This is a genomic window from Massilia phyllosphaerae (assembly GCF_034659755.1).
GTDB lineage: Bacteria > Pseudomonadota > Gammaproteobacteria > Burkholderiales > Burkholderiaceae_D > Telluria > Telluria phyllosphaerae.
This window is the reverse complement of sequence record NZ_JAXSQX010000003.1, coordinates 73473-96439: the sequence shown is the minus strand read 5'-3', so window position 1 is coordinate 96439 and position 22967 is coordinate 73473. Positions and strand designations below refer to the sequence as shown.

Genomic DNA, 22967 nt, shown 5'->3' with positions numbered 1-22967 from the left:
AGCATAGCCTGCACAAACTGGTGCTTTGCTGATCCACATCTATCGTGCTCGATCAAAGTGCGGACGCATCGATTTCCGTGACCTGGCCATGTTCCAGGCGCAGGAAGCGGCTGCAGTAGCGTTTCAGGGCGGCGCTGTCGTGCGAGGCGAACACGAAGATGCTGACGGTGGAAATCAGGGATTCCATGCGCTGCGCCGCCTTTTCCTGGAATTCGGCGTCGCCGGCGCCGAAGACCTCGTCCACGAGCAGGATGTCGGGCCGGGTCGATGTCGCCACCGCGAACATCAGGCGCGTGGCCATGCCGGCCGAATAGGTGCGCACCGGCAGGCCGAGGAAGGGACCGAGCTGGGTGAAGGCCTCGATGTCATCCATGCGCGCGCGGATCTCGCTCTGGTCGATGCCCATCAGCAGGCCCATGCGCTGGATGTTTTCGTACCCGCTCAGTTCGCCGTCCATGCCGGCACCGAGTTCGAACACGGTGGCGATGCGGCCGCTGCGCCGTACGCTGCCCCAGGCCGGCTGGTAGACGCCGGCCATGGTACGCAGCAGGGTGCTCTTGCCGGCGCCGTTGTGGCCGACCAGGCCGACCGCGTCACCGTCGCGCAGCGTGAAGCTGACGTCGCGCAGCGCGGTGACGATCTGCACGCCCGACGATTCGCGCTCGATGCGCCCGCCGGTGGAAATGCTCACCAGGCGCGAGCGCAGCGACTTGGCGCGCACGTCGTAGACCGGGTATTGCACGGTCACATCGTGGAATTCGAGCAGGGCCATGGCGCGATCCGCTCACAGCCAGTAGGCGATGCGGTCGCGCTTGGCATTGAACAGCCACAGCGTGAACAGCCAGCCGGCCAGCGCCAGCAGGCAGGTGGTCAGCACCACGAAGCCGGGCGGCGCCGTGCCCAGCAGCGGATAGCGCACGACCTCGATCAGGTGGCTCAGCGGGTTGAACCAGACGAAGTGACCGTTGAAGGGCAGGTAGCTGGGCCGGTAGAACACGGGACTGAGGAACATCAGCAGCGGCATGGCCGCATTGACCACGTATTCGAGGTCGCGGAAGCGCGCCCCCAGCATCGACAGCAGCAGGCTGATCCAGAGCAGGTTGACCGCCACCAGCGCCAGGCAGGGCACGGCCAGCAGCGTGGCCCAGGTGAGCGGCAGCCGGAAGATCAGGAGCACGGCGACCAGCACCGGCAAGTTGTGAAGAAAATTGATCAGGTGCTTGAGCACCATCTGGATCGGCGGCATCGACAGCGGGACGCTGAGGTTGCGCAGGATCGCGCTCTGGCGCCAGTAGGTGGTGGTGGCTTCGCCGATGCAGCCGCTGAGCAGCTGCCACATGATCAGTCCGGCGGTGAGCGAGGGCACGAAGCTGGCGCGGTCGATGTGCAGCAGCTCGCTCCATACCAGCCCCAGGCCGAGGGTGCCGGCGGCGGTGCCGAGCGTCATCCAGAACGGGCCCAGCACGCTCCTGCGGTAGCGCGCGCGCAGGTCGCCGGCGGCCATGAAGGCGATCACGTGCAGCAGCCGGATGGCGCGGCCGAGGTCGCTCAATGCCGGGCTGCCGCTGCGCAGGCCGAGGTTGCGTTCAGTCAGGAACATGATATGCAGGCAGGGTGGCTGAAGCGCAGATTGTCCGGGAGCCTCGGCAGCGCCGACTGATCTTGCGCAATCCGGCTCGATTCCGCTGCAACCGTCCAGCAGCCGGACGCTCTGAACTCATGTACGCCCCGATGCTTGCGATGCTTGCGATGTTTGATGTGGAGGAAAGGCAATGAGCGATTACCTGAAACAGTATGCGAGCATGCAGAAACTGTTTTACGACGAACCCTCCCAGACGGTCGAGGACCTCGTCGGCAATTACGACTATCACGAGAATTTCCCGTACGAGACCCACCTGCTGCACCGCTACGGCGACATCCGCAAGCCGGTGCTGGCCGATCCGGCACGCGCGCGCGGCTTCGAGATCGGCTGCGGCGAAGGGCGCATGATCCGGCGCATGGCGCGCCTGCTGCGCCAGGTCGACGGCGCCGACATCTCCGAGAAAATGGTGCGCGCGGCGCGCTCGCGTACGCCCGGTTCGGAAATCTTCCTCAGTGGCGGCACCGATTGCGGCGGCGCGCCGTCCTCCAGCTACGACTTCGCCTACTGCGCGATCTCGTTGCAGCACATCTGCGTGCACGATACCCGCGCCGCCATCCTCGACGACGTCGTGCGCATCCTGCGTCCGGACGGCTGCGCCACGCTGCAGTTCTTCTTCTCCAGGTACTACCCGTACTGCCGCACCGCGGCGCCGCCGGCCAACGAATCCTTCCTGCTCGACGTGCACCACCTCGACCGCCTGCACGCGCGCTGGTTCGAGAACCGCTGGGATGCGGCCGGCACCAACAGCGTGTGCGACGTCGCCTTCGGCACCCAGGACATCCCCGAGGTGGTCGGCGATGTCGGACGCTGGTTCGGCGAGGTCGAACTGTGGTTCCACGACATCTCGATCGGCCGGCCCGATTCGCGCGGCAACGGCCGGCCGCGCATCCTGCCCGAAGTCCATCCGAACTGCCACGGCTGGGAAGATGCCTGGTTCACGCACATGGCGTTCTTCCACCTGCGAGAGCCGCGCAAATGAATACGGCGGCCGTGGAAGCCAGCTGCAGCATCGTCTGCTACCACAACCCACCCGACCAGGTGGAACGGCTGCTGGCCAGCGTCACCATGGCCAGGCCGGGCATGCTGGTGTACCTGATCGACAATTCGCGCACCGACGCGCTGCGTGCCCTGGCAGGGCGCGCCGGCGCGGTGTATCGCCACCAGCCGGACAACCCGGGCTATGCGCGCGCCCACAACTGGGCCCTGAACGCGGCCGCCGCGGCCGGCAGTCGCTATCACCTGGTGCTGAACCCCGACGTGCAGCTGCCGCTGGACGGCATCGGCAAGCTGCTCGCCTACATGGAAGCCCACCCCGACGTCGGCCTGGTGGCACCGCGCGTGCATTACCCGGACGGCCGCCTGCAGCCGCTCTGCAAACTGCTGCCGCATCCGCTGGAACTGGCGGTGCGCCGCTTCTTTCCGCAGCTGCACCGCTCGAGCGGACGGCTGGCGCGCTACGAACTGCACGGCAGCGGCTACAGCCAGGTGATGGACGTGCCGGCGCTGTCCGGCTGCTTCATGCTGATGCGGGTCGAGACCGTGCTGCATGTCGGCCTGTTCGACGAGCGCTTCTTCCTGTACTTCGAAGACGTCGACCTGTCGCGCCGGGTCGGCCGCGTGGCGCGCACGGTGTTCGTGCCGCACGTGGCCATCGTCCACGATTACGGGCGCGGCTCCTACCGCAACTGGCGGCTGCTCTGGCACCACATGGTGTCGGCGGTGCGCTATTTTAATAAGTGGGGATGGGTGCGCGATCCGGAGCGCGGCCGCATCAATGCACGGGCGCTCCGGGAAGCGGGACTGACGCGCAGCCGGCCTGCCGCGCCGGCGCCTGCCGAAAACGATCTGCGGCCATGAAGGCCGCAGTCGAGGACGGCCTTGAAGGCCGTAGTTGAAGACGGCCATGAAGGCCGTAGTTTAAGAAGGCCGCGAGGGCCGCGATCCGTCAGCAGCGCTGCAGCGGACGACGCGCGTACCAGCCGAACACCAGGATCAGCAGGTAGCACACGGCGGGCACGGCCAGCGCCATGCGCAGGCTCGACATGTCGGCCGCATACCCGGTCAGCAGCGGCACGATGGCGCCGCCGACGATGGCCATGCAGATCAGGCCCGAGCCTTCGGCCGCGCGTTCGCCCAGGCCTTCCGACGCCAGCGTGAAGATGGTCGGGAACATGATGGAATTGACCAGGCCGATGGCCAGCAGCGACCAGCCGGCCAGCGCGCCGGTATTGGTGGCGGACACCAGCAGCAGCAGGGCGGCGATGGCGCCGGCCGAGGCCAGCACCTTGCCCGGCGAGCAGATGCGCAAGACATAGGCGCCGAGGAAACGGCCGACCATGGCGCCGCCCCAGTACAGCGACACGTGCTTGCCGGCCGCTTCGTCGCCCAGGCCCAGCACGTCGGCCTGCATCAGGTAATTCACGATCAGCGAGCCGACCGCGACTTCCGCGCCCACGTACAGGAAGATGCACAGGGTACCGAAGGCGAAGCGCGGCTGCCTGAGCAGTCCGAAGGCCTTCAGGATGCTGCCTTCCGGGCTGGCGTGCTCGACCAGCTTGTTGCGGTTCATCCAGACCAGCGCCGCGACCACCGCCAGGGCGATGGCCAGCCCGAGGTAGGTGTGCACCACCACCTGGCTCTCGGCCGCGCGGTAGGCGGCCAGGGCGGCGCCGCTCAGCGTCGCCTGGTCGACCTTGGCCAGCGAACCCAGGATCAGCATCGCGCCGACGTAGGGAAACACCGTGGTGCCGAGCGAATTGAAGGCTTGCGCGAAGGTCAGGCGGCTGGATGCCGTATCGGATGCGCCCAGCATCGAGATCAGCGGGTTGGCCACCACCTGCACGATGGTGATGCCGGCCGCCAGCACGAACAGCGCCGCCAGGAAGGTGACGAACATGCCGGACGAGGCCGCCGGAATGAACAGCAGGCAGCCGGCGGTCATGGTCAGCAGGCCGACGACGGCGGTGCGCATGTAGCCGAAGCGGCGCACGATGGCGGCGGCCGGCAGGGAAACGACGAAATAGGCGGCGAAGAAGGCCGACTGCACCAGCATCGCCTGGGCATAGCTCAGGGTGAACAGGTCTTTCAGCTTGGGGATGATGACGTCGTTCAGGCTGGTGATGCCGCCGAAGATGAAGAACAGGGCGAATACGAAGACGCGCAGGCTGGCAACGTTGGCATTGGCATTGGCATTGGCGTTGACGGGGGCGGGCGCGGAGGTGCTGCGGGTTTGGGCAGCGCCGGCAGGGTGGCCGATTTGCATGGGGTTGGTCCGGTAGTGGTGCAATGGATCGCTCGGCCTGAGTTTATTGCCGAGCTAGTAGGAATATTACATCGATTGCACCAACTAGTGGCGTCTGCACAAAGCGGAACGCACCAAAAAATTTGCCGTAAACCCTGTTCATGTTTGCCAAACTACAGCTGGCAAGCAGTCGATATGGCGATTCCCGATGCGGGCGGCGCCACGCGCGCCTGCCGCTACCGCCTGCAGCGGCAGGCGCAGGGTCTCAGGAATCGATGCGCTGCAGCGAGATGGTCGAGCCCGAGGCCGCCGGCGTCGAGCACGGCTCCTCGTCGAAGGCGATGTCGCCGTCCGGATTGGCGACGCCATCGGTCTTCAGGTCGACGAAGCCGAAGGCGTCGCGGTCCATCAGGTGCGACGGCACCACGGTCGACAGGGACGAGAAGATGTTTTCCACGCGGCCCGGGTGTTTCTTTTCCCAGTCGCGCAGCATCGCCTTGATCTGCTTGCGCTGCAGGTTGTCCTGGGAGCCGCACAGATCGCACGGGATGATCGGGAAACCTTTCACTTCCGCATAGCGCTCGGTGTCGGCTTCCTTCACGTAGGCCAGTGGGCGGATCACCATGTGCTTGCCGTCGTCCGACACCAGCTTGGCCGGCATGCCCTTGATCTTCGCGCCGAAGAACATGTTCAGGAAGAAGGTTTCGAGGATGTCGTCGCGGTGGTGGCCGAGGGCGATCTTGTTGCAGCCGAGTTCGTCGGCGACGCGGTACAGGATGCCGCGGCGCAGGCGCGAGCACAGCGAGCAGGTGGTCTTACCTTCCGGGATCAGGCGCTTGACGATGCTGTAGGTGTCCTGGTTCTCGATGTGGTACGGAACGCCCAGCTTGTCCAGGTAGGCCGGCAGCACCTCGGCCGGGAAGTTCGGCTGTTTCTGGTCGAGGTTGACGGCGACCAGCTCGAACTTGATCGGCGCGCGCTCGCGCAGCGTCATCAGGATGTCGAGCAGGGCATAGCTGTCCTTGCCGCCGGACAGGCAGACCATGATCTTGTCGCCATCCTCGATCATGTTGAAATCGCCAATGGCCTGGCCGACCAGGCGGCACAGGCGCTTGTGCAGCTTGTTGTTTTCGTAAGCCTGCTTCTCAGCCTGCTTGTCCGCAGCCTGCGCGGCCTGCTGCTCAATCACTTCACTCATGCTCCATCCTTCATCTGGAATACTTCGACACCGACGCCTTCGCAATCGGGATACACGTCCGGCTTCATGGTCGACACCTGCACCGCACGCACGCGCGGATGGGCCAGCATCGCCTTGACCACGTCGTCGCACAGGGTTTCCTGCAGCTGCACGTGGCCTTGCGCCATGCGGCGGGCGATGGTCTCGCGCATGAAGTCGTAGTCGACCACTTCCTCGAGCTGGTCGTCCTTCGGGGTCGATTGAGCCAGTGGAATGTACAGGTCAACATTGATCAGGACGCGTTGCTCGCCCTTTTTCTCGAAGTCGTGCACCCCGATGTTGATCATGACTTCGTAATTGCGCAGGAACAGCCGGCGGCAATCGCGCAGCTGCGGGTGGGACAGGGCGGACAACATAGGACTTACCTTTATTTAGTTAAAAACATCACGTCGCGCTGCAGCGGCACCAGGTGCTGGCCGCCGTCGACCAGCAGGGTGGTGCCGGTCAGGGCCGTCGCTTTGGCTGCATAGCACACGGCGTCGACGATGTCTTGCGGCGTCGACGAGCGTCCCAGCGGCGTCACCGTATGGGCGCGCTCGAAACCGTCCTCGCTCTGGTCGCCGGACACCATGGTGATGCCGGGGGCGACGCCGACCACGCGCAGCTTCGGCGCCAGCGCCTGCGCCAGCAGCGTGGTGGCGGTGTGCAGCGCCGCCTTGGACAGCGTGTACGACAAAAAATCCGGGTTGAGATTGTACAGTTTCTGGTCCAGCAGGTTGACGACCACGGCCTGCTCGCCGTCGGCGACCTGCGCGTGCAGGGCCTGCGCCAGCAGCAGCGGCGCGGCCACGTTGCACTGCATGTGGGTCGCCAGCAGCGCCGGTGAAAAATCGTCGGGCTTGTCGTATTCGAACAACGAGGCATTGTTCACGATGCAATCCAGGCGGCCCAGCAGGTGGACCGCCTGGCCGGGCAGGGCGCGTACCGCGGCTTCATTGGCCAGGTCGGCATGCAGGGCGACGGCGCGACGGCCGAGGGCCTGGATCGCCGCCACCACCTCCTGCGCCTCGGCTTCCGACTGGCGGTAGTGGACCGCGACGTCCCAGCCGGCCTGCGCCATGCCGAGCGCGATCGCGCGTCCGATGCGGCGGCCGGCGCCGGTAACCAGCGCGACCGGCGCGTGTTCCTGTCCTTGCATACTCATCTTGTCGATGCGGCGCCGGGGGACGCCGCGTTGTTGATCCGTGGTGATGTTGGCTACAATGGCCGGATGTCCCTACCCGCACCGAATAGCGACGCGCTGGCCGCGTCCCAAGCCCTGCAGCAAGCCATCGCTGCCGAGATCGCCGAACAAGGCGGCGCCATTCCCTTTGCGCGCTTCATGGAGCTGGCGCTGTACGCGCCGCGGCTCGGCTATTACAGCGGCGGCGCGGCCAAGCTCGGCCAGGATGGCGATTTCACCACCGCCCCCGAGATCAGCCCGCTGTACGGCGCCACGCTGGCGCGCGCGGCCGCCGCTATTATGGCGCAAAGTGGGCCCAACATCATCGAATTCGGCGCCGGCACCGGCAAACTGGCGCGCGACGTGCTGAACGCGCTGGCAGCCATGGGCGTGCAGGTCGACAGCTATACGATCGTCGAGCTGTCCGGCGAACTGCAGGCGCGCCAGCAGGAAGCGCTCAAGGAGTTTCCGCAGGTGCGCTGGCTCAGCGGCTTTCCGGATGCCTTCCGCGGCGTGGTGCTGGGCAATGAAGTGCTGGATGCGATGCCGGTCGAGCTGGTGGTCAAGGAGGGCAGCGCATGGCGGCGCCAGATGGTCGGCATCCGCGAGGGTGCGTTCACGCTGCTGCCGGCCGAGGCCGACGCGGCGCTGCTGGAACAGATCGAACGCCAGATCCCGGACGCCGCCACGCTGCAGGACGGTTACCTGACCGAGGTCCACCCGGTCGCCTGCGGCTTCATGCGCTCGCTGGCCACCATGTTCGAAGGTGGCAAGGGCGCCGCGATCCTGGTCGACTACGGGTTCCCGGCCCACGAATATTATTTCGACGAGCGCAGCGGCGGCACGCTGATGTGTCATTACCGCCACCATGCGCATCCGGATCCCTTTTATCTGCCGGGCCTGCAGGACATCACCTCCCACGTCGATTTCACGGCGATGGCGCTGGCCGCCCAGGATGCCGGACTCGCGGTGCTGGGCTACATGAGCCAGGCCAGCTTCCTGCTGGCCGCCGGCATCGGCGAACTGCTGATGCGTACCGATCCCGAGGATGCGCTGCGCTACCTGCCGCAATCGAAGGCGGTGCAAAAGCTGGTGTCGCCGGCCGAGATGGGGGAATTGTTCAAGGTGCTGGTGGTCGGAAAGGATGTCGAACTCGATCCGGCGATCGTCCGCGCCGACCGTTCGCACCGCCTGTGATATCTTGCGTTTTGGACACAAACACGGCTATGCTGTACTGCGCGCCCCTGTGAAGTAACCACGACCTCGAGCCATGGCCAAGATCCATACCCATTATGACAACCTGAAGGTGTCGCGCCATGCACCGCAGGAAGTCATTCGCGCGGCCTACAAGGCGTTGAGCCAGAAATACCATCCCGACAAGAACCAGGGCGACGAGCGCGCCGCCCGCATCATGGCGATCGTGAATACCGCCTACAACATCCTGTCCGATCCCGTGCGCCGCAAGGAGCACGACGACTGGATCGCGGCGGAGGAGTGGGAAGTCGAGTGGCTGGAAAGCACCCACGGCGACGAGGGCCGCGACAAGCCGCGCGGCGACGCCCACTGGGAACCGCGCCAGGTCGAGGCGCCGGCACGCTGGCAGGTGCTGCGCGATCCGCGCTGGTGGGGCGCGATGCTGCTGTTCTTCGCCGGCGGCGCTGGCTTGACCTTCCTGCTGTCCGATCCGCCGCGCGCGCTGCCGGCGGCGCTGGCCTGGGCCGGCAAGCCGCCGGCCGCAGCGGCTGCATCGGCCTCGTCGGCCTCGTCGGCTGCCGCGGTGGCCGCCGTCGCCGCTTCGGGCGCAGTCCCGGCGCCGGCGGCCGACGCGCCCGCCGACTCCGGCAGCGACGGCTGGGCCCGGCCGGCCGGCCAGTCCGACGTCCCGGCCGACGTCAAGGCGCTCGCCGTGACCCAGCTGGTGGTGCCGGCGCGCGCCCCGGACTGCGACACCGACCTGCAAAGCCAGGTATCGCCGAACGGCGAGCCGTGGCCGTCCCAGTCCGGCTACATCGACGGCTACCCGCTCGGCAACCAGGGCGAGGAGATGCAGGTGCTGGTCGATAACAGCAACAATCCATCGCCGGTGCTGGTCAAGCTGTACGACCTCGACCGCCGCTCCAACGTGCGCCATGCCTACGTGCTGGGCCGTACCAAATTCCTGATCGACAAGCTGGCCGCCGGCAAGTACGAAGTGCGCTATCAAAACATCCTGGTCGGCGCAGCACGCGCCGAATGCACCGGTGTGCGCCGCCCGGCGCTGGCCTGAATCCCGCCCTTCATTTCATTTCCGCCGAAAAGTGTGGTTTTTCGAGGAATTTCCTCTCGTCAACCCCTTGCCGATTCAAGTAATTTGATTCCTGGACGTAATATACTGGTCTAGAAGCGGGCCCATGCAGCCCGCGAGGCCCGACGCAGGCAAATACGGAAACGACCGGAACCATGAATGAACTTGACGGCCTCAGCGCGCTGATCATCGAGCCGCATGCCGGAATGCGTGCGACCATCCACAACATGCTCACCCTGTGCGGCTTGAGCAAGGTCGACCACGTGGGCAGTTCCAACCAGGCGATCAAGCACCTCGGCAGCAAGCCCTACGACCTGATCCTGTGCGAATACGGGCTCGAGGGCGGCCAGGACGGCCAGCAGCTGCTGGAAGACATCCGCCACTACAAGCTGATGCCGCTGGCGACCATGTTCTTCATGGTCACGGCCGAGGGCGACTACGGCAAGGTCGTCAGCGCCGCCGAACTCGGTCCTACCGACTACATCCTGAAACCCTTCACCGCCGACCGCCTGCTGGAGCGCATCGCGCGCGCCCTCGACAAGCGCAACGTGTTCGTGCCGGTGTACCGCCTGATGGAGGCGGGCAACCAGCGCGAAGCGATCGACGCCTGCCAGGCCGGCGAAGCCCAGCACCCGCGCTACCTGGTCGACTTCATGCGCCTGCGCGCCGAGCTGCACATGTTCCTGGGCGAGCCGGAGCAGGCCGAACCGCTCTACCGCAAGCTGATCGAGACCAAGGCGATCGCCTGGGCGCGGCTGGGTCTGGCCAAGACCCTGTTCCTGCGCGAACGCTATGACGAAGCCCAGGACCTTCTGGAAAACCTGGTCGACAGCAACAAGAACTTCGTCGACGCCTACGACTGGCTGGCGCGCACCCATGAGGCGGTCGGCGCGCTCGACAAGGCCCAGGAAGTGCTCACCGACGCCGTGGGCGTGTCGCCGCATGCGGTGCGGCGCCTGCGCAAGCTGGGCGAAACCGCGCTCGAAGCCGGTGACAACGACACCGCCGAAAAGATCCTGAAGCAGGTTGTGAGCAAGGCCAAGTATTCCGAATTCCGCGATCCGCAAGATCACGTCCTGTTGGTGCAGACCCTGGTGCGCAAGGGCGATCCGGTGCAGGCCGCCGCGGTGATTCGCGACCTCGACAAGTCGATGGCCTTCCAGAAGCACACCACCGTCTGCAGCGCGATCGCTTCCAGCATGGTGCACGAGTACACAGGCAACGAAGCGCGCCTGAACGAAGCCCTAACCAGCGCCCTGGCCGGCAGCCGCGATGCGCCCGAGCTGCGTCCGGAACTCAAGCTCGAGCTGGCCCGGGTGGCGATCGAGAACCGGATGGAAGAGGGCGCCGCCGAGGTCGTGCGCGAAGTCATGCGCAACGCCCGCAACGGCGCCGGGGTCGCGCGGGCGATGGCCGTGTTCGAGCAGGCCGGCCAGGCCGAGCTGGCCCAGAAGCTGGCGCAGGAAAGCCGCCAGCAGGTGGTCGACCTGGTCGCCGGCGGTGCCGCGCGCGCGCGCGAAGGCGATTTCAAGGGCGCCGTGGTGCTGATGCAGGAAGCCGTGGGCAAGCTGCCCGACAATCCGCAAGTCGTGTTCAACGCCGCGCTGGCCGTTCTGAAATACCTGGACAACGGCGGCTGGGACGAGCGCCTCGGCCAGCAGGCGCTCGGCTACATCGCCGGCGTGCGCCGCCTCGATCCGGTCAACCCGAAGCTGCCGGCGCTGGCCGGGCTGCACCAGCAGATCCTCAAGAAGTACGGCAAGGGTCCGCAGGCCGCGCAACCGAAGAAAGCCGGGTAAGGTTTCATGGCCAATACTGCTACTCTCGACGATGCATCGGAACGGCGCCGGGTGCGCGCCGCGCTGCTGAACAAGGTCTGCGGCGACGAAGACATGTTCGCCCTCGGCAGTTCGGTCGCACGGGTGGTGCAGATGGCGTCCTCGGACGACCAGGGCACCCACGACCTCGCCTATTACGTACTGTCCGACGTCGCACTGACCCAGCGCATCCTGCGCCTGGCCAACACGGTGAAGTACCGTACCGCGTCCGGCACCTCGGTGACCACGATCTCGCGTGCGATTGCGCTGCTCGGTTTCGACAACGTCAAGACCACCGCGCTGGCGATGCTGCTGGTCGATGCGCTCGGCAGCAGCGAGCACGTGTACAGCGTGCGGGTCGAGCTGGAAGCCTCGCTGTGCGCCAGCCTGGTCGGGCGCGAAATGGCGCGCCACAGCTTTTACCAGGGCGCCGAGGAAGCGTCGATCGGCGCCCTGTTCAAGAACCTGGGACCGTTGCTGGTGGCCTCGCATGCGCACGAGCGCTATCGCGAGATCAACGCGCTGGGCGCCGGCGCCAGGCACACGCCGGCCCAGGCCGCGCAGATGATCCTCGGCTGCAGCTACGACGCGCTGTCCGAAGCCGTGCTGGCCGAGTGGCAGATCCCGGACGTGATCCTGCGCGCCCAGCGCGCGCTGCCGGAAGGCGTGCTGAAGACCGCGCTGAACCGCGGCGAATGGATGCGCCAGGTGGCCTCGTTCAGCCTCGACGTGGCGCGCCTGCTGGCCCACGGCGCCGACCCGGCCGGCAGCGCCCAGGCGCAGGCCCTGCTGGCGCGCTACGGCACTGCCCTCAACCTGGATGGGCGCCAGCTCGACGACTTGTTCGGCACGGTCGCGCGTGAAATGAGCGCGCTGCTGCAGAGCATGAACCTGGAGCCGCTGCCGCGGCCGCAGGAGGACAAGGAAGGCGAGCGCGGCGGCCTGCCCAACGTGCTGCTGCTGGCCACCCTCGGCAACGGCGAGGAAGAGCAGGGCAGCCACCCGAGCGGCAAGCCGAAGAATGCGCGCGAGCTGCTGCTGGCCGGCGTGCAGGACGTGACCCAGCTGCGCGCCTCGGGCCAGGGCAAGGTCAACGACGTGGTGCGCGCCGTGCTCGAGACCCTGTACACGGCGCTGGGCTTCCGCTTCGCCACCGTGGTGCTGCGCGACCCCAGGGCCGGCCAGTTCCGGGCGCGCGTCTCCTTCGGCGCGGCGCGGGCCGGGCAGCAGGCTGGCTTTGCCTTTTCCACCGTCTCCAGCCGCGACCTCTTCCACCTGGCGATGGAGAACGATGCCGACCTGATGATCGCGGACGCGGCCAGCCCCAAGATCCGCGACCTGCTGCCGGCCTGGCACAAGACCCTGCTGCCGGACGCGCGCAGCTTCATCGTGCTGCCGCTGGTACTCGGCAAGGCGCAGCTGGGACTGTTCTACGCGGACCGCGCGGTGCCGGCGCCGGAAGGCGTGCCGCCGGACGAGACCGCCCTGATCAAGGCGCTCAAGGGGCAGGTGCTGGCGGCGTTGTCCGGCGGCGCCTGAGATCCTGTCGTCGTCCCCGCGAAGGCGGGGGTGACGGGGTAGTTATTCAACTTTCTTGCAGTTCCTGAAAAAACACCCTTGCAGAACTGCAGTCGGGTCGCTACAATCACGCCCCGAAGCAACAGCAACTATGTGAGCTGAATCAGAAGAAGTAGATTTAGTTGACAATAGATTGTTCGTTCTTCATACTCTGCGGTTCTTCGCGGTGGGGTGGCCGAGTGGTTAAAGGCAGCAGACTGTAAATCTGCCCTCTCTGAGTACGCTGGTTCGAATCCAGCCCCCACCACCAAATTGAAGAAGTCGTGAAGTTGAATCGAATAGAAGTGAGTTGAAGAAGTACCTCGTGCGGGTGTAGCTCAATGGTAGAGCTGAAGCCTTCCAAGCTTATGACGAGGGTTCGATTCCCTTCACCCGCTCCAGTTTCAAATAAGCCCTTGTAGCTCAGTGGTAGAGCACTCCCTTGGTAAGGGAGAGGCCACGTGTTCAATCCACGTCAAGGGCACCAGAATTCAAAGCGGCAGTCGTAGTACTCGCCCGTCAGGCGTGCCTGGTAATTTCAAACATCGTTAGGAGTCAAGAAATGGCAAAAGGTAAATTCGAACGGACCAAGCCGCACGTCAACGTCGGCACCATCGGTCACGTTGACCACGGCAAAACCACCCTGACGGCTGCAATCGCAACCGTTCTGTCGAAGAAATTCGGCGGCGAAGCCAAGGCCTACGACCAGATCGACGCGGCTCCGGAAGAAAAAGCACGCGGCATCACCATCAACACCGCGCACGTCGAGTACGAAACCGCGAACCGTCACTACGCGCACGTCGACTGCCCAGGCCACGCCGACTACATCAAGAACATGATCACCGGTGCCGCCCAGATGGACGGCGCGATCCTGGTGTGCTCGGCCGCTGACGGCCCGATGCCGCAGACCCGCGAGCACATCCTGCTGGCGCGTCAGGTTGGCGTTCCGTACATCATCGTGTTCCTGAATAAGTGCGACCTGGTCGACGACGCAGAACTGCTGGAACTGGTCGAAATGGAAGTCCGCGAACTGCTGTCGAAGTACGAGTTCCCTGGCGACGACCTGCCGATCATCAAAGGTTCGGCACGTATGGCGCTGGAAGGCCAGCCGGGCGAAATGGGCGAAGCATGCATCGAGCGCCTGGCCGAAGCCCTGGACAGCTACATCCCGACCCCGGAACGTGCCGTTGACGGCGCCTTCCTGATGCCGGTGGAAGACGTGTTCTCGATCTCGGGCCGCGGTACCGTGGTGACCGGTCGTGTCGAGCGCGGCATCATCAAGGTCGGCGAGGAGATCGAAATCGTCGGTATCATCGACACCGTGAAGACCACCTGCACCGGCGTGGAAATGTTCCGCAAGCTGCTGGACCAGGGTCAAGCTGGCGACAACGTCGGCCTGCTGCTGCGCGGCACCAAGCGTGAAGACGTCCAGCGTGGCCAGGTTCTGGCCAAGCCGGGCTCGATCAAGCCGCACAACCACTTCACCGGCGAGATCTACGTTCTGTCGAAAGATGAAGGCGGCCGTCACACCCCGTTCTTCAACAACTACCGTCCGCAGTTCTACTTCCGTACGACTGACGTGACCGGTTCGATCGAACTGCCGGCAGACAAGGAAATGGTCATGCCAGGCGACAACGTGTCGATCACCGTCAAGCTGATCGCTCCGATCGCGATGGAAGAAGGTCTGCGCTTCGCAATCCGCGAAGGCGGCCGTACCGTCGGCGCCGGCGTGGTTGCCAAGATCCTGGCCTAATAAGCCAGCTGTAGTAGAGTAGTACTTCGGGAGGGGCATTCCTGCTCCTCCCAGCAACAGAACATTGCGCGGTGCCTACACATCGCGTATAATGTTCGATTCAACGAGCAGTTTATGTAGGGGAGTAGCTCAATTGGCAGAGCGTCGGTCTCCAAAACCGAAGGTCGCGGGTTCGATTCCCTCCTCCCCTGCCACCGAATTCGGTGCCAGGCACCCGAAAGTAAAATAAGTATGTCTAATCAATCCGTGCAAACCGTCAGCACCTCGAATGACAAGTTCAAGGTTGCGCTGGCAGTGGTTGCTACGATTGCAGGCGTGGTTGGCTTCTTCATCCTGAAAGGCCAGAACAAACCAGCTCTGATGTGCGCGGGCGCACTCGTAGCTGGTCTTGTCGTTGCCGTCCTGCTGTTGTGGACTTCCGCTACCGGTCGTGACTTCCTGGGCTTCGCCAAAGAGTCCGTACGCGAGACGAAGAAGGTTGTCTGGCCCACCCGCAAGGAAGCAACGCAGATCACCCTGGTGGTGTTCGGCTTCGTCCTCGTGATGGCGATTTTCCTGTGGGGCACGGATAAGATTCTCGAATTCCTGATGTACGACGTTGTTCTGGGGTGGAAACAATAATGAGCGAAAACGCTGATAACGTGCCGGGTGATGAGCCGGCGGCCGGCGTTCCGGCACAAGACGCTGGTGCACCCCTGAGTGTCCCGGTCAGCACCAAGCGCTGGTACGTCGTGCATGTCTATTCGGGCATGGAAAAGAGCGTGATGCGCGGCCTGACCGAGCGTATCGAGCGCGGCGGCATGCAGGAACAATTCGGCCGCATCCTGGTCCCGACCGAAGAAGTGGTCGAGGTCAAGAACGGCAGCAAGTCGGTCACCGAGCGCCGTTTCTTCCCGGGCTACGTGCTGGTCGAGATGGACATGACCGACGAGTCGTGGCACTTGGTCAAGAATACGCCGAAAGTCACCGGCTTCATTGGCGGCAAGAGCAACAAGCCGACTCCGATTCCAGCCCGCGAGATCGACAAGATCATGCAGCAGGTGCAGGAAGGCGTCGAAAAGCCCCGCCCGAAAGTGCTGTACGAAGTGGGCGAGCAGGTGCGTATCAAGGAAGGCCCGTTCACCGACTTCAACGGCAACGTCGAGGAAGTCAACTACGAAAAATCGAAGGTGCGTGTCACTGTCACCATCTTCGGCCGCGCAACTCCGGTGGAACTGGAGTTCGGGCAGGTAGAGAAAGTCTAAAACGCCCAATCGGAGCGTCGCAGCAGCAAGGCGGAATCCGATAAGAGGAGCTCCGCCAAACAGGTGCTTCGAGCAAGCGTAGCGAGCGGCGGCAGTTTCGACCGAGAAGCGCAGCTGTACAGATGTACAGCGAGCATCGCAGGTCGAAAATGCAACGCGTAGTAGCTTGGTCGGAGCGCCGGTATCGGCGGAGCGATACCACTCATAATCGACTAGGAGCCTATCATGGCAAAGAAAATCGTCGGTTTTATCAAGCTGCAAGTGGCAGCTGGTAAGGCAAACCCATCCCCTCCGATCGGCCCGGCACTCGGCCAGCGCGGTCTGAACATCATGGAATTCTGCAAGGCGTTCAACGCCCGTACCCAAGGCATGGAGCCAGGTATGCCGATTCCGGTGGTGATCACCGCCTTCGCGGACAAGTCCTTCACCTTCGAGATGAAGACCCCGCCGGCAACCTACCTGATCAAGAAGTACGCTGGCATCACCAAAGGTTCGGCCAAGCCGCACACCGACAAGGTCGGCACGCTGACCCGTGCCCAAGCGGAAGAAATCGCAAAAACCAAGCAGCCGGACCTGACCGCTGCCGACATGGATGCAGCAGTGCGCATCATCGCCGGCTCGGCACGTTCGATGGGCATCACGGTGGAGGGTATCTAAATGGCTAAGCTGTCCAAGCGCGCAAAAGAAATGAAAGCCAAAGTCGACCGTAACAAGGTCTACGCTTTCGACAACGCCGTTGCGATCATCAAAGAATTCGCTACCGCCAAGTTCAACGAGTCGATCGACGTCGCCGTGCAACTGGGCGTGGATCCGAAGAAGTCGGACCAGGTTGTCCGCGGTTCCGTGGTGCTGCCGGCTGGTACCGGCAAGACCGTCCGCGTCGCCGTGTTCGCACAGGGCGAAAAAGCCGAGCAGGCTAAAGCCGCCGGCGCCGACATCGTCGGTATGGAAGACCTGGCAGAACGCGTCAAGGCCGGCGACATGCCGTTCGACATCGTGATCGCTTCGCCGGACACCATGCGTATCGTCGGTACCCTGGGCCAGATCCTGGGCCCGCGCGGCCTGATGCCGAACCCGAAGGTCGGCACCGTGACCCCGGACGTGGCTGGCGCCGTCAAGAACGCCAAGGCCGGTCAGGTCCAGTACCGTACCGACAAGGCTGGTATCGTGCACGCCACCATCGGCCGCAAGTCCTTCTCGGACGAGCAACTGAAGACCAACCTGGTCGCGCTGATCGACGCCCTGAACAAAGCCAAGCCGGCTTCGTCGAAGGGTATCTACCTGCGCAAGGTTGCTCTGTCGTCGACCATGGGCGCTGGCGTCCGCGTCGACCACGGCACCCTGGCTGCTTAAGCGACGGTCGTATCGTCGTCCCTGCGAAGGCAGGGATCCAAGTTTTTAAGTTTTAGTCCCCGTAGAGCACCACGGGGCAGATCTTTGGGCTGGTGGCGCGAGCCACCAGGCAATCAAAGACCGTTGGGCCGAATGCAGAGGTTGGGCAGGAGGTTAATAGAATACCCAACGCAGATGGCGAACCCGAACAAGTTTTGTAGTCGATGCTGCGAAGTTTCATCCGTTAGTCTCGCTTCTTAACTTCGGACGCCGTGTTCGAACCGATGCAGGGAATTTTCCTTGCATCATTTAAGGAGATTGACCGTGGGTCTTAATCTGAATGACAAAAAGGTCGTCGTCGAAGAAGTTTCCGCAAAAGTAGCAACTGCGCAAACCATCGTCGTGGCCGAATACCGTGGCATCCAGGTTAGTGCTTTGACGAAACTCCGTGCAACCGCTCGTTCGCAGGGCGTCTACCTGCGTGTTCTGAAGAACACGCTGGCACGTCGCGCTGTCGAAGGCACCCAGTTCGCACCTCTGGCCGACACCATGGTTGGTCCGCTGATCTACTCGATCTCGGACGACGCCGTGGCAGCAGCCAAGGTGATCAGCGACTTCTCCAAGACCAACGACAAGCTCAAGGTCATGGGTGGTAATTACGCTGGCAAGAACCTGGATGTCGCTGGCGTCACCGCGCTGGCAAGCATCCCGAGCCGTGAAGTCCTCATCGCCCAGCTGCTGGGCGTCATGCAGGCTCCGGTTTCCGGCTTTGCACGTGTTCTGGCTGCAGTTGCAGCACAAAAAGGCGAAGGTTCGGCAGCTCCGGCTGAAGAAACCGCAGCAGCTGAATAAGCTGACGTCTTTTTTTTCGAGCATTAATCTACATATACAAATATCTGGAGTTTCAAATGGCAATTAGCAAAGAAGAGTTCCTGGACGCAGTTGGCGCAATGTCGGTCATGGAACTGAACGACCTGGTCAAGGCTTTCGAAGAGAAGTTCGGCGTGTCGGCAGCTGCAATGTCGGCACCGGCTGCTGGCGGCGGCGCTGCTGCTCCGGCTGCTGAAGAGCAGACCGAGTTCAACGTCGTGCTGACCGAAGTCGGCGCGAACAAGGTCGGCGTCATCAAGGCCGTCCGTGAAATCACCGGCCTGGGCCTGAAAGAAGCCAAGGACGTCGTTGACGGCGCACCGAAGACCGTCAAGGAAGCCCTGCCGAAAGCTGACGCTGAAGCCGCTAAGAAGAAGCTGGAAGAAGCTGGCGCCAAGGCCGAGCTCAAGTAATACATATGCAATGGGCACCGGACACGGTGCCCGGCGCCGGAGTCAAAGCTTGCAAATCCCTGCTGAAAAGTGGGGGATGCGGCTTTGGCTCTTTTGTCGTCCCTGCAGCACAATGCGCAGTACTCTGCCGTAACAGCAGTGGAAGCACAGCAGTATCGTAACACAGCAGTTCGAGTTGCCCTTTTCATCATGACAGGGGAGGGCGAGATTTGAGGCCTTGCATGTGGTGCGCCGTCGGGCTGGCCACTGGCAATCCCTGAATTCTCATCCTTTCTGTCACTCACGGAGTGTCCATGCACTACTCATTTACTGAGAAGAAACGCATTCGCAAATCGTTCGCGAAGCGCGCCAACGTTCACAACGTTCCCTATCTCCTGGCCACCCAGTTGGAGTCCTACGAGAACTTCCTGCAGGCGGACGCTGGTCCGACCGTCCGCAAGAACGAAGGCCTGCAGTCGGCGTTCTCCTCCATTTTCCCGATCGTGTCGCACAACGGCTTCGCGCGCCTGGAATTCCTCTCCTACGTGTTGGGTGACCCTGCCTTCGACGTCAAGGAATGCCAACAGCGCGGCCTGACCTTCGCGTCGCCGCTGCGCGCCAAGGTGCGTCTGGTGATCCTGGACAAGGAATCGCCGACCAAGCCGGTCGTGAAGGAAATGAAAGAGCAGGAAGTGTACATGGGCGAACTGCCGCTCATGACCGCCAACGGTTCGTTTGTCATCAACGGTACCGAGCGCGTGATCGTCTCCCAGCTGCACCGTTCGCCGGGCGTGTTCTTCGAGCACGACCGCGGCAAGACGCATTCGTCGGGCAAGCTGCTGTTCTCGGCACGTATCATTCCTTACCGCGGCTCGTGGCTGGACTTCGAGTTCGACCCGAAGGACATCCTGTTCTTCCGCGTCGACCGCCGCCGCAAGATGCCGGTGACGATCCTGCTGAAGGCCATTGGCATGACGCCGGAACAGATCCTGGCGAACTTCTTTGTCTTCGACAACTTCAACCTGCGCTCGGAAGGCGCGGAACTCGAATTCGTGGCCGAGCGCCTGCGAGGCGAGGTCGCGCGCTTCGACATCGTCGATCCGAAGTCGGGCAAGACCCTCGTCACCAAGGACAAGCGTATCAACGCGAAGAACGTCCGTGACGTCGAAAGCGCCGGCATCACCTACATCTCGGTACCGGAAGACTACCTGGTCGGCCGCGTGCTGGCCAAGAACGTGGTCGACACCGACACCGGCGAGATCATCGCCAACGCCAACGATGAGCTGACCGACGAACTGCTGGCCAAGCTGCGCGACGCCAACATCGAGGCGATCCAGACCCTGTACACCAACGACCTGGACCAGGGCGGCTACATCTCGCAGACCCTGCGCACCGACGACACCGCCGACCAGACCGCCGCGCGCGTGGCGATCTACCGCATGATGCGTCCTGGCGAACCGCCGACCGAAGAGTCGGTCGAAGCGCTGTTCAACGGCCTGTTCTACATGCCGGAACGCTATGACCTGTCGGCAGTCGGCCGCATGAAGTTCAACCGCCGTATCGGCCGTGACGAACTGGTCGGCGACATGACCCTGTCGAACGAAGACATCCTGGCCGTGATCAAGATCCTGGTCGAGCTGCGCAATGGCCGCGGCGAAGTCGACGACATCGACCACCTGGGTAACCGCCGCGTGCGTTGCGTGGGCGAACTGGCCGAAAACCAGTTCCGCGCCGGCCTCGTGCGTGTCGAGCGCGCTGTTAAAGAGCGCCTGGGCCAGGCCGAAGCCGACAACCTGATGCCGCATGACCTGATCAACAGCAAGCCGATCTCGGCCGCGATCCGCGAATTCTTCGGTTCGTCGCAGCTGTCGCAGTTCATGGACCAGACCAACCCGCTGTCGGAAATCACCCACAAGCGTCGTGTTTCCGCACTGGGCCCGGGCGGCCTGACCCGCGAACGCGCCGGCTTCGAGGTGCGCGACGTGCACCCGACCCACTACGGCCGCGTCTGCCCGATCGAAACGCCTGAAGGCCCGAACATCGGCCTGATCAACTCGCTGGCACTGTACGCCCGCCTGAACGAATACGGCTTCCTGGAAACCCCGTACCGCAAGGTCGACGATTCGAAAGTCACCGACAAGATCGAATACCTGTCGGCGATCGAAGAAGGCCGCTACATCATCGCCCAGGCGAACGCGACCATCAACGCCGAAGGCCAGCTGAGCGACGAACTGGTGTCGGCCCGTGAAGCCGGCGAAACCATCCTGGTCTCGCCGGAACGCATCCAGTACATGGACGTGGCCCCGGGCCAGGTCGTGTCGGTGGCAGCGTCGCTGATCCCGTTCCTCGAGCACGATGACGCGAACCGTGCACTGATGGGCGCCAACATGCAGCGCCAGGCCGTGCCTTGCCTGCGTCCGGAAAAAGCCTTCGTCGGCACCGGTATCGAGCGCACCGTGGCAGTCGACTCCGGCACCACCGTGCAGGCGACCCGTGGCGGTCTGGTGGACTACGTCGATGCGGGCCGTGTGGTGATCCGCGTCAACGACGACGAGGCGCAAGCCGGCGAAGTCGGTGTGGACATCTACAACCTGATCAAGTACACCCGTTCGAACCAGAACACCAACATCAACCAGCGTCCGATCGTGCAAGTGGGCGATCGCGTGGCACGCGGCGACGTCATCGCCGACGGCGCTTCGACCGACCTGGGCGAACTGGCACTGGGCCAGAACATGCTGGTGGCGTTCATGCCGTGGAACGGCTTGAACTTCGAGGACTCGATCCTCATCTCGGAGAATGTCGTCAAGGACGACCGCTACACCTCGATCCACATCGAGGAACTGTCGGTAGTTGCACGCGACACCAAGCTGGGACCGGAAGAGATCACCCGCGACATTTCGAACCTGGCCGAGAACCAACTGGCGCGCCTGGACGAATCGGGCATCGTCTACATCGGCGCCGAAGTGCAGGCCGGTGACGTGCTGGTCGGTAAGGTGACCCCGAAAGGCGAAACCCAGCTGACTCCGGAAGAAAAGCTGCTGCGCGCGATCTTCGGCGAAAAAGCATCGGACGTGAAAGACACCTCGCTGCGCGTGCCGTCGGGCATGGTCGGCACCGTGATCGACGTCCAAGTGTTCACCCGCGAAGGCATCGTCCGCGACAAGCGCGCCCAGCAGATCATCGACGACGAGCTGAAGCGCTTCCGCCTGGACCTGAACGACCAGCTGCGTATCGTCGAAGGCGATGCATTCCAGCGTCTGGAGCGCCTGCTGGTCGGCAAGACCGTGAACGGCGGTCCGAAGAAGCTGGCGAAAGGCGCCGTCATCGACGCCGCTTACCTGGCTGACCTGGACAAGTTCCACTGGTTCGACATCCGCCCGGCCGACGACGAGACCGCCAACGCGCTGGAAGCGATGAAGGAATCGATCAACGAGAAGCGCCACCAGTTCGACCTGGCCTTCGAAGAGAAGCGCAAGAAGCTGACGCAAGGCGACGAGCTGCAGCCTGGCGTGCAGAAGATGGTCAAGGTTTACCTGGCCGTCAAGCGCCGCCTGCAGTCGGGCGACAAGATGGCAGGCCGCCACGGTAACAAGGGTGTGGTCTCGCGTATCGTGCCGGTTGAAGACATGCCGTTCATGGCCGACGGTACCCCGGCCGACGTCGTGCTGAACCCGCTGGGCGTGCCGTCGCGTATGAACGTCGGTCAGATCCTGGAAACCCACCTGGGTTGGGCTGCTAAAGGTCTGGGCCTGCGTCTGGGCGAAATGATCAAGGCCAAGGCGGAAACCGAGCAACTGCGCGCGTTCCTGGGCAAGGTCTACAACGAGACCGGCAAGAAGGAAGACCTGGACAGCTTCAGCGACGAGGAAATCGTCTCGCTGGCGAACAACCTCAAGAACGGCGTGCCGTTCGCGACCCCGGTGTTCGACGGTGCGCACGAGGAAGAAATCCGCCGCATGCTGGACCTGGCCTTCCCCGACCCGATCGCGAAGCACCTGGGCATGACCCCGTCGAAGAACCAGGTCACGATGTTCGACGGCCGCACCGGCGAAGCATTTGAGCGCAAGGTCACCGTCGGCTTCATGCACATGCTGAAGCTGCACCACCTGGTCGACGACAAGATGCACGCGCGTTCGACCGGTCCGTACTCGCTGGTGACGCAGCAGCCGCTGGGCGGTAAAGCCCAGTTCGGTGGCCAGCGCTTCGGTGAGATGGAAGTGTGGGCACTGGAAGCCTACGGCGCGTCCTACGTGCTGCAGGAAATGCTGACCGTGAAGTCGGACGACGTGAATGGCCGTACCAAGGTGTACGAGAACCTGGTCAAGGGCGACCACGTGATCGATGCCGGTATGCCGGAATCGTTCAACGTGCTGGTCAAGGAAATCCGCTCGCTGGGTATCGATATCGATCTCGAGCGCAACTAAGCAGTCAGCATG

20 protein-coding genes and 4 tRNA genes are annotated in these 22967 nt (G+C 63.6%); 18 read left to right on the top strand and 6 right to left on the bottom strand.

Annotated features, from left to right (window positions below; translation table 11 throughout):
* Positions 1 to 52: 52 nt before the first annotated feature.
* On the bottom strand, positions 53 to 772 hold the full coding sequence (locus tag U1H99_RS13020; protein ID WP_141835898.1) for an ABC transporter ATP-binding protein: 720 nt from the start codon (positions 770 to 772) through the stop codon (positions 53 to 55).
* A gap of 12 nt (positions 773 to 784) precedes the next feature.
* Positions 785 to 1600 (bottom strand): ABC transporter permease, encoded by an 816-nt coding sequence (locus U1H99_RS13015; RefSeq protein WP_323142171.1) that lies wholly within the window; start codon positions 1598 to 1600, stop codon positions 785 to 787.
* Positions 1601 to 1772: 172 nt separating this feature from the next.
* On the opposite strand from U1H99_RS13015, the gene U1H99_RS13010 reads away from it, so the two are divergent.
* Entirely contained in the window at positions 1773 to 2621 is an 849-nt protein-coding gene (locus U1H99_RS13010; RefSeq protein ID WP_323142170.1) for a class I SAM-dependent methyltransferase, read from the top strand.
* Positions 2618 to 3499: a glycosyltransferase gene (locus tag U1H99_RS13005; protein WP_323142169.1), complete on the top strand. Its 882-nt coding sequence runs from the start codon at positions 2618 to 2620 to the stop codon at positions 3497 to 3499. Before U1H99_RS13010 ends, U1H99_RS13005 begins: the two co-directional genes overlap by 4 nt.
* Before the next feature lie 88 nt (positions 3500 to 3587).
* Here U1H99_RS13005 and U1H99_RS13000 read toward each other — a convergent pair whose 3' ends face one another.
* From U1H99_RS13000 to U1H99_RS12985, 4 genes are all read right to left on the bottom strand, one after another.
* Positions 3588 to 4904 (bottom strand): sugar MFS transporter, encoded by a 1317-nt coding sequence (locus tag U1H99_RS13000; protein WP_323142168.1) that lies wholly within the window; start codon positions 4902 to 4904, stop codon positions 3588 to 3590.
* 244 nt (positions 4905 to 5148) lie between these two features.
* Positions 5149 to 6081, bottom strand: a complete 933-nt coding sequence (gene ttcA, locus U1H99_RS12995; RefSeq protein WP_323142167.1) for a tRNA 2-thiocytidine(32) synthetase TtcA — start codon at positions 6079 to 6081, stop codon at positions 5149 to 5151.
* Positions 6078 to 6476 (bottom strand): dihydroneopterin aldolase, encoded by a 399-nt coding sequence (locus tag U1H99_RS12990; RefSeq protein WP_323142166.1) that lies wholly within the window; start codon positions 6474 to 6476, stop codon positions 6078 to 6080. The genes ttcA and U1H99_RS12990 overlap by 4 nt, the downstream gene beginning before the upstream one ends.
* 11 nt (positions 6477 to 6487) lie before the next feature.
* A complete protein-coding gene (locus U1H99_RS12985) occupies positions 6488 to 7258 on the bottom strand; it encodes an SDR family oxidoreductase (protein WP_375341617.1) in 771 nt (256 codons plus the stop codon).
* A gap of 72 nt (positions 7259 to 7330) precedes the next feature.
* Here U1H99_RS12985 and U1H99_RS12980 point away from each other — a divergent pair, with 72 nt between their 5' ends.
* The 16 genes from U1H99_RS12980 (at position 7331) to rpoB (ending at position 22955) form a co-directional block, all read left to right on the top strand.
* Complete coding sequence (locus U1H99_RS12980) at positions 7331 to 8479, top strand: class I SAM-dependent methyltransferase (RefSeq protein WP_323142164.1); 1149 nt, start codon at positions 7331 to 7333, stop codon at positions 8477 to 8479.
* Positions 8480 to 8552: 73 nt separating this feature from the next.
* Complete coding sequence (locus tag U1H99_RS12975) at positions 8553 to 9548, top strand: J domain-containing protein (RefSeq protein WP_323142163.1); 996 nt, start codon at positions 8553 to 8555, stop codon at positions 9546 to 9548.
* Between the two features lie 173 nt (positions 9549 to 9721).
* Positions 9722 to 11365 carry a response regulator gene (locus tag U1H99_RS12970; protein ID WP_323142162.1) on the top strand — a complete coding sequence of 548 codons (1644 nt, stop codon included), beginning with the start codon at positions 9722 to 9724 and terminating at the stop codon, positions 11363 to 11365.
* Between the two features lie 6 nt (positions 11366 to 11371).
* Positions 11372 to 12922, top strand: coding sequence for an HDOD domain-containing protein (locus tag U1H99_RS12965; RefSeq protein ID WP_323142161.1), 1551 nt, complete (start codon positions 11372 to 11374; stop codon positions 12920 to 12922).
* Between the two features lie 204 nt (positions 12923 to 13126).
* A tRNA-Tyr gene (locus U1H99_RS12960) sits at positions 13127 to 13211 on the top strand.
* A 56-nt stretch (positions 13212 to 13267) separates the two neighbouring features.
* Positions 13268 to 13341: transfer RNA gene (locus U1H99_RS12955), tRNA-Gly, on the top strand.
* Between the two features lie 11 nt (positions 13342 to 13352).
* Positions 13353 to 13427 (top strand) — tRNA-Thr (locus tag U1H99_RS12950).
* Positions 13428 to 13502: 75 nt separating this feature from the next.
* The gene (gene tuf, locus U1H99_RS12945; RefSeq protein WP_141835865.1) at positions 13503 to 14693 is read left to right on the top strand and encodes an elongation factor Tu; all 1191 of its coding nucleotides are present in this window, start codon (positions 13503 to 13505) and stop codon (positions 14691 to 14693) included.
* 118 nt (positions 14694 to 14811) lie between these two features.
* Positions 14812 to 14887, top strand: a tRNA-Trp gene (locus U1H99_RS12940).
* Between the two features lie 37 nt (positions 14888 to 14924).
* Complete coding sequence (gene secE / locus U1H99_RS12935; RefSeq protein WP_141835864.1) at positions 14925 to 15314, top strand: preprotein translocase subunit SecE; 390 nt, start codon at positions 14925 to 14927, stop codon at positions 15312 to 15314.
* Positions 15314 to 15937 carry a transcription termination/antitermination protein NusG gene (gene nusG / locus U1H99_RS12930; protein WP_323142160.1) on the top strand — a complete coding sequence of 208 codons (624 nt, stop codon included), beginning with the start codon at positions 15314 to 15316 and terminating at the stop codon, positions 15935 to 15937. The genes secE and nusG overlap by 1 nt, the downstream gene beginning before the upstream one ends.
* Before the next feature lie 225 nt (positions 15938 to 16162).
* The gene (rplK, locus tag U1H99_RS12925) at positions 16163 to 16594 is read left to right on the top strand and encodes a 50S ribosomal protein L11 (protein ID WP_141835861.1); all 432 of its coding nucleotides are present in this window, start codon (positions 16163 to 16165) and stop codon (positions 16592 to 16594) included.
* Entirely contained in the window at positions 16595 to 17290 is a 696-nt protein-coding gene (rplA, locus tag U1H99_RS12920; RefSeq protein WP_323142159.1) for a 50S ribosomal protein L1, read from the top strand.
* 303 nt (positions 17291 to 17593) lie between these two features.
* Positions 17594 to 18121: a 50S ribosomal protein L10 gene (gene rplJ / locus U1H99_RS12915; RefSeq protein ID WP_323142158.1), complete on the top strand. Its 528-nt coding sequence runs from the start codon at positions 17594 to 17596 to the stop codon at positions 18119 to 18121.
* A gap of 56 nt (positions 18122 to 18177) precedes the next feature.
* Entirely contained in the window at positions 18178 to 18552 is a 375-nt protein-coding gene (gene rplL, locus U1H99_RS12910) for a 50S ribosomal protein L7/L12 (protein WP_141835858.1), read from the top strand.
* Positions 18553 to 18845: 293 nt separating this feature from the next.
* Entirely contained in the window at positions 18846 to 22955 is a 4110-nt protein-coding gene (gene rpoB / locus U1H99_RS12905; protein ID WP_323142157.1) for a DNA-directed RNA polymerase subunit beta, read from the top strand.
* The last annotated feature ends 12 nt before the right edge of the window (positions 22956 to 22967 follow it).

Excerpts from the sequence above, each read along its gene's own strand:
- rplK (WP_141835861.1), top strand. The coding sequence starts at position 16,163 with ATGGCAAAGAAAATCGTCGGTTTTATCAAGCTGCAAGTGGCAGCTGGT.
- U1H99_RS12975 (WP_323142163.1), top strand. The coding sequence starts at position 8,553 with ATGGCCAAGATCCATACCCATTATGACAACCTGAAGGTGTCGCGCCAT.
- ttcA (WP_323142167.1), bottom strand. The coding sequence starts at position 6,081 with ATGAGTGAAGTGATTGAGCAGCAGGCCGCGCAGGCTGCGGACAAGCAG.
- tuf (WP_141835865.1), top strand. The coding sequence starts at position 13,503 with ATGGCAAAAGGTAAATTCGAACGGACCAAGCCGCACGTCAACGTCGGC.
- U1H99_RS12980 (WP_323142164.1), top strand. The coding sequence starts at position 7,331 with ATGTCCCTACCCGCACCGAATAGCGACGCGCTGGCCGCGTCCCAAGCC.
- U1H99_RS12990 (WP_323142166.1), bottom strand. The coding sequence starts at position 6,476 with ATGTTGTCCGCCCTGTCCCACCCGCAGCTGCGCGATTGCCGCCGGCTG.
- rplL (WP_141835858.1), top strand. The coding sequence starts at position 18,178 with ATGGCAATTAGCAAAGAAGAGTTCCTGGACGCAGTTGGCGCAATGTCG.
- U1H99_RS13015 (WP_323142171.1), bottom strand. The coding sequence starts at position 1,600 with ATGTTCCTGACTGAACGCAACCTCGGCCTGCGCAGCGGCAGCCCGGCA.
- nusG (WP_323142160.1), top strand. The coding sequence starts at position 15,314 with ATGAGCGAAAACGCTGATAACGTGCCGGGTGATGAGCCGGCGGCCGGC.
- rplA (WP_323142159.1), top strand. The coding sequence starts at position 16,595 with ATGGCTAAGCTGTCCAAGCGCGCAAAAGAAATGAAAGCCAAAGTCGAC.
- U1H99_RS12970 (WP_323142162.1), top strand. The coding sequence starts at position 9,722 with ATGAATGAACTTGACGGCCTCAGCGCGCTGATCATCGAGCCGCATGCC.
- secE (WP_141835864.1), top strand. The coding sequence starts at position 14,925 with ATGTCTAATCAATCCGTGCAAACCGTCAGCACCTCGAATGACAAGTTC.
- U1H99_RS13010 (WP_323142170.1), top strand. The coding sequence starts at position 1,773 with ATGAGCGATTACCTGAAACAGTATGCGAGCATGCAGAAACTGTTTTAC.
- U1H99_RS12965 (WP_323142161.1), top strand. The coding sequence starts at position 11,372 with ATGGCCAATACTGCTACTCTCGACGATGCATCGGAACGGCGCCGGGTG.
- U1H99_RS13020 (WP_141835898.1), bottom strand. The coding sequence starts at position 772 with ATGGCCCTGCTCGAATTCCACGATGTGACCGTGCAATACCCGGTCTAC.
- rpoB (WP_323142157.1), top strand. The coding sequence starts at position 18,846 with ATGCACTACTCATTTACTGAGAAGAAACGCATTCGCAAATCGTTCGCG.
- U1H99_RS13005 (WP_323142169.1), top strand. The coding sequence starts at position 2,618 with ATGAATACGGCGGCCGTGGAAGCCAGCTGCAGCATCGTCTGCTACCAC.
- U1H99_RS12985 (WP_375341617.1), bottom strand. The coding sequence starts at position 7,258 with ATGCAAGGACAGGAACACGCGCCGGTCGCGCTGGTTACCGGCGCCGGC.
- U1H99_RS13000 (WP_323142168.1), bottom strand. The coding sequence starts at position 4,904 with ATGCAAATCGGCCACCCTGCCGGCGCTGCCCAAACCCGCAGCACCTCC.